This is a genomic window from Acinetobacter sp. FDAARGOS_515, from assembly GCF_003938865.1.
In the GTDB taxonomy this organism is placed as follows: Bacteria; Pseudomonadota; Gammaproteobacteria; order Pseudomonadales; family Moraxellaceae; genus Acinetobacter; species Acinetobacter ursingii.
On record NZ_RKIX01000001.1, the window covers coordinates 61,721 to 77,609 of the forward strand.

Annotated in this window: 10 protein-coding genes; all 10 read left to right on the top strand. The window is 39.4% G+C overall.

What is annotated here, in order from left to right; genetic code table 11:
- The first annotated feature begins 27 nt into the window (after positions 1 to 27).
- The 10 genes from EGS47_RS00360 to EGS47_RS00405 all read left to right on the top strand — a co-directional run bounded on the left by EGS47_RS00360 (position 28) and on the right by EGS47_RS00405 (position 15,868).
- Positions 28 to 4,632 (top strand): DEAD/DEAH box helicase, encoded by a 4,605-nt coding sequence (locus EGS47_RS00360; protein ID WP_228711775.1) that lies wholly within the window; start codon positions 28 to 30, stop codon positions 4,630 to 4,632.
- A 72-nt stretch (positions 4,633 to 4,704) separates the two neighbouring features.
- Positions 4,705 to 4,911: a hypothetical protein gene (locus EGS47_RS00365; RefSeq protein ID WP_077067968.1), complete on the top strand. Its 207-nt coding sequence runs from the start codon at positions 4,705 to 4,707 to the stop codon at positions 4,909 to 4,911.
- 33 nt (positions 4,912 to 4,944) lie between these two features.
- A complete protein-coding gene (locus tag EGS47_RS00370; RefSeq protein ID WP_098733067.1) occupies positions 4,945 to 9,378 on the top strand; it encodes a hypothetical protein in 4,434 nt (1,477 codons plus the stop codon).
- Between the two features lie 2 nt (positions 9,379 to 9,380).
- Positions 9,381 to 10,274 (top strand): hypothetical protein, encoded by an 894-nt coding sequence (locus tag EGS47_RS00375; protein ID WP_044108758.1) that lies wholly within the window; start codon positions 9,381 to 9,383, stop codon positions 10,272 to 10,274.
- 68 nt (positions 10,275 to 10,342) lie between these two features.
- Entirely contained in the window at positions 10,343 to 10,771 is a 429-nt protein-coding gene (locus tag EGS47_RS00380) for a hypothetical protein (protein ID WP_125269075.1), read from the top strand.
- Positions 10,772 to 10,780: 9 nt separating this feature from the next.
- Entirely contained in the window at positions 10,781 to 11,581 is an 801-nt protein-coding gene (locus EGS47_RS00385) for a hypothetical protein (RefSeq protein ID WP_227555118.1), read from the top strand.
- Between the two features lie 25 nt (positions 11,582 to 11,606).
- Positions 11,607 to 12,569: a hypothetical protein gene (locus EGS47_RS00390; RefSeq protein ID WP_044108754.1), complete on the top strand. Its 963-nt coding sequence runs from the start codon at positions 11,607 to 11,609 to the stop codon at positions 12,567 to 12,569.
- Positions 12,570 to 12,581: 12 nt separating this feature from the next.
- Positions 12,582 to 13,418, top strand: coding sequence for a hypothetical protein (locus tag EGS47_RS00395; protein ID WP_005028686.1), 837 nt, complete (start codon positions 12,582 to 12,584; stop codon positions 13,416 to 13,418).
- A 5-nt stretch (positions 13,419 to 13,423) separates the two neighbouring features.
- The gene (locus tag EGS47_RS00400) at positions 13,424 to 14,614 is read left to right on the top strand and encodes a hypothetical protein (RefSeq protein WP_005028684.1); all 1,191 of its coding nucleotides are present in this window, start codon (positions 13,424 to 13,426) and stop codon (positions 14,612 to 14,614) included.
- Positions 14,615 to 14,626: 12 nt separating this feature from the next.
- A complete protein-coding gene (locus EGS47_RS00405; protein WP_044108753.1) occupies positions 14,627 to 15,868 on the top strand; it encodes a hypothetical protein in 1,242 nt (413 codons plus the stop codon).
- Positions 15,869 to 15,889: the final 21 nt, after the last annotated feature.

The following is a 15,889-nucleotide window of genomic DNA, read 5'->3' on the forward strand; positions in this document are numbered from 1 at the left end:
GATTTATGAAGGAAGTCTAATGATTTCGTGCCTGAGGTAAAGAATCCGCACGAGAACCAAAATCAGGATGAAGACCTTGACGATGACGTTAATCTTCAAGTAGGTGATACCACGGCGATCAATGAGGGTGAAACACCTGAACAAACACCAGCTGAAGAACCAGCGGTAGAGCAAGTAAAACAGGAACCGGGTTTAACTGCTGAAGAGATTGCTAAGTTAAATTCTGAATTAGCGATCGGTACTGAGCAAAAAGAAGAACCGACTGTTGAATCTGACCAATCAAATTTACAGCCGATTGTTCCTGTTCCTAATGCTGAAAACACAACAGAACCAACTCCGGAAAATATATACCAAGTTAAGTATATACCGATGTCTATGGCATCTGAGCCAATTGCTTTAGTGGCTAAAAACCAGATTAAAGCGATTAATCAGGCAAATGCTCAATTGACTACACACATCCAAAATGTATTAGGTTTTGGGGGTATAAATTTCCAAGCTGAAGTCGATAATGGTAACTACCCTACTCTTGTTGATGCCTATGTCGCTAAGAAATTGCAATATGACAATTTTGATGCACTAAAGTCCGCTTTTGCATGTGAACAGGTCGATGCGGTTGCCCATATCATTTTACGTTTTGACCAAAACTTACCTGTGCTTATTGGCGACCAGACGGGTTTAGGTAAAGGTCGTATTGCAGCTGCGTGTTTACGATATAGTGCGTTAAGAGGAAAGCCCCCTGTTTTCCTTACAGATACAACGCAACTCTTGAACGACATTTGGCGTGATATTGTTGCTACAGACAGTGACAAGTTCTTTAAAGATCCGTTTATCTTTAACTCGGATGCTGTGATTAACCGCTTTGGTACTGAAGAGGTTTTATTCACTGGTCAAGATCTGCCTAAGGAAATTGAAGATATTCCAGCGCAACATGACTTGGTATTGGCAACGTATAGCCAATTTAACCGACCAAACCGTAAACGTGCGTTATTGACTCGTTTTATTAATCAAGACACTGTTTTGGTGATGGATGAAACGCACCGTGCAGCATCCTTGAAATCAGCTACAAGTCAATTTTTCTTAGATGTTATTGATCAGACCAATCTAATTAATTTCCAGTCTGCATCGGCAATTAAGAAACCTGAAAATCTTGAATTCTTCCATAAATTGTTCCCTCGATCCGTATCTCGTAATGACTTACAAAAGGTTATCGATAATGCAGATGGTCCAATTTTGGAGTTTATTTCTGAAGGTTTGGTAGACAGCTCTGCCATGATTCGTAGAGAGCAAGATCTCTCGCACATTACCATTCAAACCTTTGTGCCAACTGAAGAGGAAATTAAGAAATTTCACAATTACTCAGATGTTCTTTCTGACATCTTGACGGACATGGTGAAATTTTCTAAAGACATTCGCCTCGATGCGCTAGAAAACATTGCCAATGATGATGATGCTGTTGCCAATTTAGACTTTCATCAGGATTCAGACGATCCGAAAAACCGTTTAAGTTTGAGTGTGATGAACTTTGGATCTCGAATGTACCAGATCCAAAAGCAATTCCTATTGGCATTGAAAACTGACTCTACAAGTGATGCTGTGATTCAGGCGTTACATGAGGGTAGAAAGCCCGTGATTGGTTTGGAAAATACGGGTGAGAGTCTATTCAACATTTTGATGCAAAGTCGCATGGAAGCGATTTTAAAAGCAGATACGGCGCAAGACGTTACCGCTGATTCGCCTGAAAAAGAAAAAGCGTTTAATAACTTCAAGTCGGTATCGTCAGAAATTGAATTTCTTGAAAATGAGCTTCAAAAACTCATGATCAAAGAAAACCGTGACGCTGGCGATGAAAAAGCAGCGAAAAATATTCAAAAGGAATTGACTAAGCTTGAAGATAAGCGCGGTAGCTATCTGCAAAGTCAAATTTCTGTTTTAGATGAACTCCCACAATTCCGTGACTTGCTTGAAGTGATGTTAGATCGCATCGATGTGGTGAAAGCTGAAGATAACTACGGTAACTCGTTCGTTAAGAAGCTCAGTACGGAAGTGACATTTAATGAAAACGGCGATCCAGTGGTAAGTCCGTATAAAATCATTTTGGATCGTATCAAAGAAAAGATTCAAAAGTTCCCTGACCTACCTTTGATGCCTTTGGACGTACTACGTAACAAGGTGACAAAAGCTGGCTTCAAGATTGATGAAATCTCTGGCCGTCAGATCCACTTAACGGAAACAAGAGACGGCAAATGGAAGGTTAATAAACAAGAGAACAATACGACACAAGGTAAGATTTTGGTTCAATCAAAATTCCAATCTGGTGAAATCGATGTTGTTATTGTGACTCGCTCTGGTTGTACGGGTATTTCTCTACATGCAGCCAAAAACCCTGATCCTACAATTCCATCGGATCACTTGCGCCAACGTGAGTTGTTTTTCTTGCAAAAACCTGAGAACTCTACCGATACGATTCAGATGATCGGTCGTGTGGGTCGCCGTGGTGAAGAATCACATCCGATTATGACGACAGTAGATTCGGGTATTCCAGCAGAAACACGTATGCACTTAATGATGATGCGTAAACTGTCTACCCTATCAGCGAACGTCTCTGCCAACTCAGAAACCAAGTTTAACGAAAACGATTATCCTGACATGCTCAACTACATTGGCAACCGGGTAGCGTTGGACTATTTAAAAAATAACGTGAACTTGGCGAACACACTTGATATTGATATTTCGGATGATGAAAAAGGACCATCGTATCGCACGGCGCAAAACTATCATGTAAACCAGTTGCTATCTAAACTGATTTTGATGCCGATTAGTCAGCAAGAACAGGTTTATCAAGACTTGGTTGTTGACTATAACGATAAGATCCGTGAATTAGACTTGTTGGGTCGTAACCCTCTCAAGACCAACTTTTTAGACTGGAAAGCTAAAAAAGTCCGTGAGTTTGAAGTGAAGGACAACTTCTTTACCGTGACTTCAGAAACAGAAGCAGCCAAGATCAATACCTTTGATCTACCTGTGCGTTTTGAAGGTCTGCAATACATTGAACATGTTGAGCCATTACGTGCTGACAATCTAAAACTCATGTTCAAAGAAAGTGATGATTATCTGGTGCGTCAATTTAAACGTATCAATGAAAACATCAATGAAACGGTACACGGACTACTACACTATGCCTATAACTTTGAGGCATTGATGTACCAAAAATATGAAGGCTTTGCTAAGCAAAAGTTATTTTTCAAAAATGGGCAAATGCGTGGTGAAGTAATTCGTGATTATCGACACGAAGTATTTGATCATTTCGGTGTTGTTGAAGCCAATGTAAAACACATTGATGATATTCAATTTCGTAAACCTGATGATCACTCTGCAGATGCCTTTGAAAAAGTAGCTGAAGCGGTTTATCTGGCCAATGATCCTATTCTGACCTCTAACTTTGATCGCATGTATCGAATTGTTCAGGATCTAAAATTCTTGGCTCGTTCTATGGAAAGGAACGAAAAAGAAGGTCATTCAGCGCATGGGTTATTGTTCCTTATCTCAAAACCTAGTCTTTTTGATGATGAAGTGACGCCAGATCACAAAACAGGTGCTTTGCTACGTCTAGACCTACCGCCGTTACGTGTAGGTGCAATCACACCGAATGCGGTTAAGCTTGATTTGGTTTACCCTGGTGATAAGAAGTCGTTTAAAGTTCCACTGATCAATTACACCATGCAAAATGCCAAGCAAGACTTGGATTGGGTAGCTCCAGTGAGTGAAAAAGGACGTATTATCCTAAAACGCTTCAATCCTGAATTTTATTCTTATGCTGATGTGAATAGACGTCATGTTGAGGATCGTCAACCCTTGGTGAACTTATTTACTGAACAAAACAATTATTCCCGTTATACGCGTACCTATTTTGAGAAAGCGCCGTCTGGTGATGTCACACGACAAGCGATTACCTTAACGGGCAATATGTTCAAGGCACATAAGATTGTCAGCTCACTAGATCTACGACATTCAACCGTTATATTTACCGATGCTGATGGTATGCGTAACCGTGCGTTATTATTGCCATCAAATACACCAACTGACTTGTTTGAAAGCTCTCTTGAAAACCAAGTGACGTTTAAGCAAGTTAAAGAGATTGCGAACTTCTTTAATCAATTGCCTGTAAACATTGATTTCAACCGCAATAACTATGTGGGTACTAAGGTTAATTTCCCGTACAAGAAAGCAAGTATTGAGTTCTACTACAACGGGTCAGACTGCTTTAATGTGACGGTGAAATCTGTTGCAAAACAGTTCAATCGTTTTATGTCGAATACCAACGTATTCCATGATCCTAAAGGCGGTAAAACAGATGAATCGTTGAACATCCACTTTACTGAGCCAGGCCGTAATGAGTTTAGATTTGCGCTTGATCTCAAGGATGTTGAACGCTTTGTTGACGAGCTGGACAGTACAACCAAAATTGAAGCTGCCTTTTTGGATTTAAAATCTAAGCTTCCTGATGGTAATGATTACTTTTTAAATGAAATTAACCGTATGCTTAATCCTCCAGAAGAGCCAGCTTATAAGGCTGAGTTACCTAAGGGTAAAACCTTAGATAACGATCAAGAAATCCAGCAATTATCTTTCTAAAACCCTCCCTTAAAAGGTATATACCAGACCATACGTGAATAACAATTACGTGTGGTCTAGTTCGTATATACCATGTATCATATCCGTGACGATCACATTGACGTTTTAAAAAACAAATACAGGTATTTTATGTGCAACTCTAATCCCTTAGAGGAATCTTCTAATAACTCAGATTTAGTGGATTTTGACAGTGAATTAGACATCACAACTGGTTTTAATTCTGACTTTAAAGAAGACTTTATTTGGAATGTTGATACAGATTCTAAAAAGGACTCTTAAAACCAGGAAGGCCACCTGTCATAAGGATCAAATATGGACCAAAGCCCTAAACAAGATAATTTTGACGAGCAAACACTTGATCAACTGCAAGACGGCCAATCATTAACTTTCAATGAGGGCCTGGAACAGTGGGATGATTTAAGTTTGGACGGCGTGGAATTTCAATCCATCCAGCCTACGCCACAACAAAACAATGTTGCACAAGATCAATCGCAACAATACCAGTCTGAACCATATCCCAATGATCCCCTATCTGAACCTCCATTAATGGAAGAACCGCCAGTCATGCAAGATGATGGGTATCAAAATAATCAGTATGATCAGTATGAACAATATGATCAGCCTATGGGCGGTAACTCTGTACCTCCTGGGCACCCAGATTATGATTACGCTCCCCCTCTTGAAGATACTCGGTTGAACGATGATGAACCGATGTTTTTTGATGAAGGTGATTATGAGCGTAGTAGCTACCCGAACTACGAGAATGAACAGTCCATCATTCCTGAAAACACTTTTGATCTTTCCGCTGTCACTGTCAATGATTTAGCTGAACTTGATCCTGTTCTGATTGGTAAAGTATTTGATGCACTTGAGCAAAGAGATCCAGCCAGTCAATTAGAATTCTTTGCAGACATCGGGCTTGATCTGCAGAATGATGATGATCTTAAGTTTATTGCGGATCTGAATAAAATCCAGACTAAAAACGCACTGGACCAAGGATTAGGTAATATTGCTGAAAATAACAGTTCATTGCCAGTTGAAGACCGTGTTTATACAACTGCAGACTCTAAATTATTTCTATCAGACAATGATCCTGATTTCCTCCTTTCCAAAGAAGAAAATCCATTTGAAGCCGTTCAAGTGGCTGAAAAAACCCTATTTAACTTTGAGACAAAATCTTTTATCACTCAGCCCTACTATGGTTTAAGCCTGAAGGGTGCAACTAAAGAAAATGCCCTCAACTTCCTGAGTAATCGTCAATTCGCGATTGAAGGCTTGATTAACCAAAACCAAGTCGTGCGTGAAGCAAAACAGCAGATCTACAACGAAGTTACGGGTGCACCGAATACCTATTTTTCAGGTGAATTAACCGATAAAAACCAAATTAACGCATTGATGCGCCAAGTGCGTGACTTTTGCTTAATTCGTGGGATTGAAGCTGAAGAACTTGGCTTAGTGCCAAAATCTATCGTCATGGATCAATGGCGTGTGAATAGCGACCATACAGCTGCTCGACTTGAACAACTTGAGATTCACTATCTTGAATTCAATACGGACACGTTAACCAAGGAAGTAATTCAGTTATTAGAAACCCGTGAACATAGCGACCAGTTACAAGCTGCTCTACTTTTGAAAGAACATAAAGAAAATCAGAAGACTAAAGAGACAGTAAAGGAAGATGTTGAATCAGCTGATCCGAATGCACCAAAAGGTACACCAAAGAGCACATTAAACATTGCTGGTGGTCCACAAGACAAAGCAAGTTTGGCTGCAAGTAGCGTTGCCTCTAAAAGCTTTAAGGATATGCGAAATGAGGAAGGTAACGAACGTCCTCCTTTAGCGCGTGAAAATAGCCACGGCCATCCACGAACGGTCGCTGATGAACTCGCTGCGCTCAGTGCAAAAATGATTGCAGTCATGATTGAACTGGTTAAGAAAACAATCAAGTTGATCATTGCAGCGATTATGGCCATGTTCAACAAGAACAAAAGCCTTGATAACCTGAAAAACATTTGGGATAAACCAATCAATCCTGATGTTACCGTTAAAAGTAACCATCCAGACGCACAACAACCCGAACAGCTTGCCAATACAGCCGATAAATCAAAATTGACTGAACCTGGTAAGAATGCCGATATTTTAAAACCGATCTCAAAAGAGCAAATGTTGCCTCTTTTAAACGATCCATATACCACTCAACTGAATAAAGACCGTGACGGCGTTACCTTAGAAGAATTCGATCTAAATGTCGGTAAAGTCTATGCCATTGACGGTGAACAATACATCGTGATTGATGTAGTCGGTAAGGATTCTGTCGAAGGTATTGAATCCTCTACCCCATTTATCAAACTAGTTAAAGAAGCAGATTTACCGCCTCAAGTGGAAGGTAGCGATGCACCTACCCCGATTACGCCGTTCTATTTAGAAACGATTGAAGACAAAGTAACGTTTCTCTCAATTGAAGAACTGCACGAAGGCATTAAGTCTGAAAAGATCCATGAGTTTGAAGGTCGCTTTTTTGAACCCATTTGTTCTCAGTACTTAGAACAAGCACGTATGTTCCTTGGTGCCGAATATCCATTAGGGCAAGATCCAGAACAAATGACTGAAGAAGCCAAAGCTTCATACAAAGATCAGTTTATTCAACGTGCCTATCAATCAGGTCAAATGATTTCGGATCAAGTAAAGAAAGCCAAATCTAAACTTTCAAACCTTTTGGGTAAGTTTAAAGGCAATACTGCAGAACAGTCGGCAACTCAATCAGCACCGCAAAGCCAAGACCAAAACAATGACGGTAAACCAATGAACCCTTATGACAGTATTTATGTTGATCATGATTCTGACTTAGAAGCATTCTTTAATGACCGTCACAACAATGTTTCTTATGCTGAAATTGAACAGTTTGTCGGTATGGTTTATGAAGATGAAACAACCCAAACCAATATGGTTGTTTTGGATATAGCTTCCGATAATCTGGATAAACGTGCGATCGTTGTGCCTCTTTCGGTGATTGAAAATCTCGAAAATATCACTGAAAAAGATGTGCTTTATTTTAAAGACATCGTGAATGAATCCTCTACCGTTCCACTGTATGAGCTGGAGTCTGTCGAGCCGATAGACGAGTTAAATGCGCTTGGTAAATTTTCAAGCGAATACTTAGACAAGCTCAAAGCCGATACCATCAACAATACTGCAGAACAGACTAATACTTACGCCAGATCTGCCGAACGTGAACTTGAACTTTCAAAAATGATTTTGGAAGGCAAACTCAGTGTTGTAGGCGCCATGGTGAAAACGGATTACGGTCAATTCGTGGTACTGACTTCAGATTCGGAAGGTCATAAATCAATTGCACCCGAATACAACGCCGTGGCCATTACTAACCTTGATCGTCAAATTACCACGGAAGATATTATTAATGCCGGTATTACAACGATACCGCGTAAAGATATTTTAGAGTGGAATACTGTCACGGCGCTCAATGAAGAATCTGCCAATCAGGTGACTTATTTAGATCCTGAAGTTTACCAGGCAGTAAGTAATGCAATTCATCAAAATCGCGAAAAAGAATTGATTCAAACCTTGAGTACATTACAACCCTCTGCTGCACTCAATAGCATCGGTTCAAAAATCATTACGCAAGATGGCAATACATATATTGGTCTATGCGCCAAAGATGATGGCAAATCAGGCGAGTACTACGCCGTAAAAGCTCCAGATAATCAACTCTCCCCGATTGGTGCAAGCTATATCAATGATGTTGGTGTTGAAGTCATTAGCCGTAGCCAAATTGCTGAATTTCAGAATGCGGAAAATAATCAGCAACAACTAATCAGCCATGATGTGTTTGTTACATTGCTAAATGCAGTCAATAACAGCAATGAACAAGAAGTACTTCACCTCTTCTCTAACTTGGACCAGGTGAAACAACAAATTAAAGATTCGTTATTCAGCGAAAAGGAAAGTGAAAAAGTGATTGAACAAAATCAATTTATTGAACAACTGAAAAACAATAACCTTGTGAAAGCCGATCACATTAACGCGCTTAATCAAATTGCTGATCAGATTCAAAATACGCAACTGAAAAATGTTGTTAAAGGTATGGCCTCAACCGTTGTTGCGCCTGAAAACTCTCAAAACGAGATGTATGTTCAAAGCTTTCTACATCTCAACCAACGCCTAGACACGTTACAACAAGATTTAAAGCTTCAAGCAGCATCAAATCTTATGAATGCTGAATATAAGCAACTTTTTGAATGTATGGATGATCATCTAGTACTACCTACTGCGTATGGTGATGCCAAGTTTGTTAACCTTAATAGTGTTGAGCCTCGTATTGTTGAATTTAGAAACTCGGCTGAAACAGGTCAAATCTTTGACAGCTTCAACGCCGTGATTGCTGAAACAGGAAACGTGGAAATTGCGCTTCAGCACTTAAAGCAAGAGATCTTAACTGATCACTATATCGCTGCGATTCATGAAGATGTGAAGTTACACCGTCTAGAACAGCAAGACATGGACAAAATCAAAGAAGTGAATCAGATCCTTGAGGCTGATTTTGATAAAACTGGCCTACGCTTAGAAGCGCTCCAAGATGGTTTGAATTTCAATACTAAAAACTACTTAGACCAAGTAAAGCTTGAGAAAAATACGACATCTCAATTTTTGAGTGACCTTGATAAGCATATAGATTTAGAACTCGCACGTAGAAACGATCATGACAATAATCAAACATTGGGGCGTTAATCATGGATCTCTATAAAAACGTAATTGGCGACATCGATGCGATGATTACTTTTGATAAAATCTTAGGTGGTTTTGGTCAAAATACAGTGAATACCACGCGAGAGCGTGTTCAAATCAACTCTAAGCATGAAAAGGTAGAGCGTGAGATTGAAGGTGCCAGTCCGTACCTTAAAAGCGATTATGAGCTATTTGTCGAGCATCACAATATGTTGATGCAAGAGTATCGGGCAACTCAGCTACATTTACGCAATATCTTAGAAAAGAAAAATGAGGTTAAAAGCATTCAAAAGCTTGCGGATCTCTGCGAACGGCACCAGTGCTCCAACATCGCTCAATTATTCGTTGAGAAAAATGAAGATGAATATGTATTGCAATGCTTTCAAGACTTTCAGCAAGACTTAGAAAACAATAACGCTCTGCGAAAAGACTTTAATCACTTTTCAGACTCGTTTGAAGCCTACCGATACAATATGGAGATCTGCAATAAGCTCTCTGGTATCGATCAGCCGTTTACCCTTGAACGTCCGAATGACAGACAGTTGAATTTCGTTATCCATAGTCATGAAAACATCAATAAAACATTGTTGGACTATCAGGCGAAGATCATTGAGCAACAAACAACTGTGGACCAGCTCAAGCAAGATGCTTCCTATACTGCCCTATTTCCGATCGCAACCAATGATAAGAACATGTTCTCAATTGCAGCGACCGAAGTTTATGTAGAACAGTCACCGAAATATCAAGACTATCTTAAGGTCATTAAAAATGAGCTTAAGAACATAAACGAAACGGGTAAAAATACGTTTAGTCAGCATTACAAAGATACTATTACGCAAAGCAATCTTGAAAACGTTAAAACTAAAGAAAGCGCTTCAACTTATAGTAATGGGTTTTAATTAATTTTAAATAAAAACATTTAGGGTGTTTTAAGATAGAATCTAAATACCCTTTAATGGAGTTAAACATGATTCAAACTAAAATCACTGAACCGACAAGAACGCCGTTTAATCCTCATGGTTTTGCAGATGCAACGCCTTTACATGCGTTTTACTTGGGATTATTAGAAAAGGGATTAATCAATAAAGTTCTTGAAGAAGGTAATTTGGAATTTGAAAACCAAAACTTGTTCATGACGATCGATTGGGAATCAATAGACGTTCAAATGGATGCTTATACGTTTGATGTGAAATTAGATATTGTATGTGGCGTCATACTTGATGAACAAAAGGTCACGAATAGCATTCAAGTGTTTATTAATGAGCAAACTTTGTTTATAGCTTCAGCTAAAACCTTTAACCCTAAATCTGGTCTAACGCAAAGTCTTAACTTTGATATTCCTTTACGTGTTTTAAGTCAAATGGGCTATTACGCCCTACCTCTCAAAGAGGACTAAATTGTGGGAATGAGCATAGAAAGCCAAAACATAGCATTGTCTCAAGAGCCTACAACCTTTGTACCAGAAGCTTTTGTACACTCTATTAACTACTTTTGTCAGACCTTAGAGAACACTTTTCATTTTGATAAGCGTTCACTCAATTTCTTTGAATCAGGTACACCAAAAGAATACGGCTTGTATCTTACTGAACAGCATTGCCTTGTTTTTTTGAATGCTTGCAGTAGTGGCTATCTTGGCGAAACACGCAAAGTTACCAGCTTCACCGCTTTTGTTCTTTTAAATCAAAAAAATAATGAATCTGAAATGCTCGACATCACGTTAAACGATCCAAAACGTGTAGAGGAACATTTCAAAACTGCGTCTAAAGATCAGATCAATATTTACTTAAAGAACGTGCATGAATTAAGTAATTTTCTGAAAAATAAGTACTCGGATTCAGGTTTTTTAAAAGATATTGTGACTGAGGAAGGTTTTTCTAAAACCCTAAAGCCATCGGTTTTACAGGAATGCTTAAAAGAGGAAGTAGAGCTAATTAATACTTTAATGTGTTTGGTTAGTACTCAGTTTATATATATTACGACAGCTATTATTTTTAAGCGTCCTATTTTAAAAGAATTCATAAAACTATGTTTAACCAATGAGAAGTATATACTACAATATGGTGAAGAATGGTATTATGATTCTATATATAAGTTCGCTAAAAGGATATATGAGTTAAAACACCTTATAGCTACCTTATATTTAAGTAGTGAAGCTGTAGTAAAAGATGTTGTAGTGCTTTGCGAACTTGCTTCTAAAAAACATTAATCATAACTCTTTTAAAGGGCTAGATATGCGTAACAATCACAAGAAAGCTAAAAGGCTACAACAAGTTCGGGGCAAGACTTTAAGGACTAACCCTAATCTACAAAATGTTAAGCCAGCTTTTAAAACTAAAAGTGCTTTAAGCATTTTTGTTGCTACCGTTATTGGGTGTTCAAGTGCTATTGCAGTTCAACAAAGTTCCGTTGCTTCTGTTACCAGTAATACTCAAAACATGGGTAACTTAAACATCGCAACATCATCGACCATTGCAAGTAGCTCTGGTGGTGATACGCCTTTGTCGAATTCAAATAGCGGATATTATTCGTCTACCAGTTCTAATTCGTCATTCAACTCTACTGCTGCTGAAAACAACTTCATGGCGGTTAAAAAAGGTGAACAAGCAGCTGCTCAAAACATTCAAACCAATATTGAATCATGTGCAACTGATGGGATCGGTAAAGTCGTTAAAGACAACTTAGATCTACAAATGACGGTTTGGGGTCGTCCAATCGATATTAACAAAATGTTCAGTCCAGCTAGTCAAGGTGGCTGTTTTGCTGACATCGGTAAAATCATTGACCTTTCTGTGACTATTCCATCACTTGATACAATCATCAATGCAGCGCAACAAATGGTTGTCGATTACGCGACTAAAAAAGCGTGTGACGCAATGAAAACTGCAAGTACTGAACTTGTTGGCCCATTGAATGATGTTATAGGTGAAATCAACAAAGCTGGTCAATATACTGATGTATCGGGTGCGCTTGGTACTGCTGTGAATGGTCAACTTGGTAAACTTGATCCTGGTCTAGTTATGCCTAGCGGTGCTTTTGAGGGTGGAGATACTTATACAATCAATGGTAGTAGCTCAACTGCTCCAGTTTCTTATTCAACTGATCAAAAAGCCAGTACTAGCACACCGTCTAACGCAAAAACTTCAGGTTCAGAATCTACTTCTGTCACCCAATCAATTAAAGACTTTTTCTCTTAAGTTGGGGGTGGTATGAAAAATAGAAATAATCTGCGTAAAAGAAGAATTACTGTTAATCAGTTTTCACCTGTTAAAGCAATTGCGGTGGGTACTTTAACGGTTGGTCTATTATCCGTACCACTTTTTACCAATGCTTTTAGTCTTGGCACTATCCTTTCTGAGCTTGCAATACAAGCTCAGCAATTGATGGTACGTTCTGCTGTGCGTGTATCTACTCAACAAACAGCGGTCAGTGCAAATCAAATTGTTGATAACCAAACGCGTGATTCAGAAATGATCGTTGCTGGTATTCAAAGTGTCGATAAAAATATTGAGATCAAAAAAGCGATTTTAAATTCTGGTACGAATGCTGCCCTCCCTGATTCAGCTTTTTGTACGGCTCTTGAAGAACGTGAACAAACCGATCTCAATAGAAACTTAAAAGACTTTAACGTTTCTAAATACATGCAAGACGTTTCAGGGAAACTTTTCTCAAATTCAACAGATGAAGCAACCTCACCATATGCGTTTCACTTGGCGACCTCGTGTGGCGTAGAAGAAGCAAAAATGGGTGTCTGTAATTTGATTCCAAATGGTCTGCAGTATGGCGACATTGATACTGCTTTTGTTTTTTCTCGTTCTCGACTTTCTGAACAGCAAGCGACTGTTGCATTGAACTACTCGTCAATTGCATCTAACAACGTTGTTCCAGTCGGATTGATGGAATGCTCTTCATCAACTTGCGTTGATTTTCAAAATAAATACATGGCTGGAAGTACTCTTTCATCACTGGCTAACTATTCGGTGGCTAATAATGTGATGCAACGCACTACACCAAACTCCAATGCTTCAGCCAAATTCTTTGAGTAATGACTATGAGAAAGCGTAAAAATACTTTAAGACAGCCTAAAGGAAAATCAAAGTTTGTACCTGTCATTTTAGGTGCAACTTTGGTGATTAGTAGTCCTGTTTTTGCTGAATGGGCTACGGTTGGTTTGGGTACGATTATGAGCGAGATGTCTTCTCAGATTCCTAAGCATGCAAGCAACCAAGCAAATGATATTCAACAAGTATCTCAAAGTACCCGTAGAAAGTTAGATGATTCGACTGAAAACATCGTTGCAGCGCTTAAAGTTGCGGTGAAGCAAAAGGCGCAAGCTGCTAACCAAATTACCGATGCGACAACTAAAAATACCCAAACTATTGCCTCTGGTATTCAAGCGCTTTTACAGTCAGATACCATGAAAAAAGCACAATTTGCTTATGGTGCCAATACTGGTCAAGGCTTTAAGTCTTGTGAGGTTTTGGCTGAAAATACAAATATGTCGAGTGCATCTGGTCAAGTGATTGATCAAGCAGCTGATATGGCGACTCAAACTTCTCAAGTCGGCGGTAAATTAGTTGGCTCTCAACAGGAAGTGATTAATCAACGCCTAAACGTGCATAAAGCTGAATTCTGTACGGTTGCTGAAGCACAAGCTGGTCAATGTACGTTGTCTAAATTACCGGGTGGCGATACCAATGCTTCCCTACTGTTTAAGTCTGTTGCACCTGGCTCAAAAGAAGCTCTTGCAAGACATTACGTGCGTGAAAACATTTTAGGTACACCAGATAAATCATTGTCTAATGCAACGGCACGTACTCCAGCTGGTCGAGATTATTTGCAAGCAACCAACCAAAAAACAGCTTTACTTGCTATGCCAGCGTATAGCTTGGCGGTTATTGACGCGCAAAATACAAAATCATTCAAAGATATTGACGGCAAAATGGTGTCTGCCAACGATTTGATCGACCAAACAATCGCACGTTACTACGGTGGTCCTGAAGCTAAAAAATGGCAAATGGCGATGGCGATGCAAGATCCACGCGGTCTACTTAAAGAAGCCAATATCATTAACGGCGTTTCTGTTTATTTAGATCTTCAAACTTACAAGCAAAGTTTGCGTGAAGAAGGTTTATTGTCTGCATTACTTTTAGCGAAATCTCAGCCGATAAAAGATGATGTGAAAACGAAATACGGCCAGTCAGTGAAAGTTAAGCTTTCACAAACTATGCCTCAATTTTAAGGAGACTAAATAATGCGTACTCCGAAAAGAACATCACGTAAAGTTATGAAAGCGCCACAAGCGCACGGCTCTCGTTCAAGAATTAGTGCACTCGGTTTAACCCTCGCCATCATTAGCGGTTCTGCATCTGCTTATTACTGTGCTTCCGTGGGCAACCCGATGGCAGTAAATACCTTGAATATGCTTATTCAACAGGCTGATGCGGTGGAAAGCGCTGCGTTACGTGCGTTGGACACAAACTTATCTTTGGGCATTAAAAAGCAACAAGATGATGTGACGACAGCGATTAAGATCCTGACGAAACAAGAGGCTGTATCTGCTCAAGGTATTTCAGATAACGCACATAAAAACGCACAAAGTCTTGTAACGGCGTACCAAGCTGTTAAACAAAGTGAGCAAATGAAAAAAGCTCAATTTGAGTTTGGTGCACATGGCCAAGCATTTAAAGCGTGTGAAGTTTTAGGCGATCGTGAACAAGCTCAACAAGACAATAAATCTGCTGATAGTTCAATTTTAAATAAAGTTGGCTCTGAAGTGGTTGCTGCGCCTGGTGTCTACATGAACCCTCACAAAGCACAAGAAGCTATGTTACAAGCTCATAATGAGTTTTGTACCACTTCTCAGGCTGCGTCTGGACTATGTGGTGCTGCTGGTGAAAATGCTGGTCTAAGTTTACAAGCTTCAACTTTATTCACGACTGCAGCGCCAGACACGGCGATGGCTCGTGCTCAAAATGCATTGATCAACAACATGGTTGGTCTACCTGATGCCCCAATTGACGGTAAAATTGCGAAAACATCTGCTGGTCAAGATTATGTGATGGCTAAACTGGCGAAAGATGCTTTAACTTCTCCAGCAATTACCTCTTTGAAAGCAATTCAAGCGCAATACTCCCCTGTTGCTGGTGGTGGTACCAATAGTCATGATTCAAGTACCAAACTTGCACCGATGCAACACTTGGAAAAAAGTGTCTCTCGTTATTTAGGTTCAGGGCAAGATTACAAAGACTTTGCTAAATCACAAGCGATTAAAGATGAACGTGGTTTGATGGTCGATGGTTTAATTCAAAGTACTGAACGCTTGAACTTGCAATATCAACAATACAAGTCAAATGAACGTAAAGAAGCGGTATTGGCTGCGCTAGTTTCTGCTGAAAGCAAATTATCTGACGGCTCAATTGAAGTGACAGATCGTTCTAAGTCTACGGGTAACATTCGTAGGATTGCACTTTCACAAGCAATGGCAAGTAAATAGCCTGATTTTTTCATTATCAGA

Coding starts and splice junctions, on each gene's coding strand:
- EGS47_RS00365 (WP_077067968.1), top strand. CDS start 4,705: ATGTATCATATCCGTGACGATCACATTGACGTTTTAAAAAACAAATAC.
- EGS47_RS00370 (WP_098733067.1), top strand. CDS start 4,945: ATGGACCAAAGCCCTAAACAAGATAATTTTGACGAGCAAACACTTGAT.
- EGS47_RS00375 (WP_044108758.1), top strand. CDS start 9,381: ATGGATCTCTATAAAAACGTAATTGGCGACATCGATGCGATGATTACT.
- EGS47_RS00380 (WP_125269075.1), top strand. CDS start 10,343: ATGATTCAAACTAAAATCACTGAACCGACAAGAACGCCGTTTAATCCT.
- EGS47_RS00385 (WP_227555118.1), top strand. CDS start 10,781: ATGAGCATAGAAAGCCAAAACATAGCATTGTCTCAAGAGCCTACAACC.
- EGS47_RS00390 (WP_044108754.1), top strand. CDS start 11,607: ATGCGTAACAATCACAAGAAAGCTAAAAGGCTACAACAAGTTCGGGGC.
- EGS47_RS00395 (WP_005028686.1), top strand. CDS start 12,582: ATGAAAAATAGAAATAATCTGCGTAAAAGAAGAATTACTGTTAATCAG.
- EGS47_RS00400 (WP_005028684.1), top strand. CDS start 13,424: ATGAGAAAGCGTAAAAATACTTTAAGACAGCCTAAAGGAAAATCAAAG.
- EGS47_RS00405 (WP_044108753.1), top strand. CDS start 14,627: ATGCGTACTCCGAAAAGAACATCACGTAAAGTTATGAAAGCGCCACAA.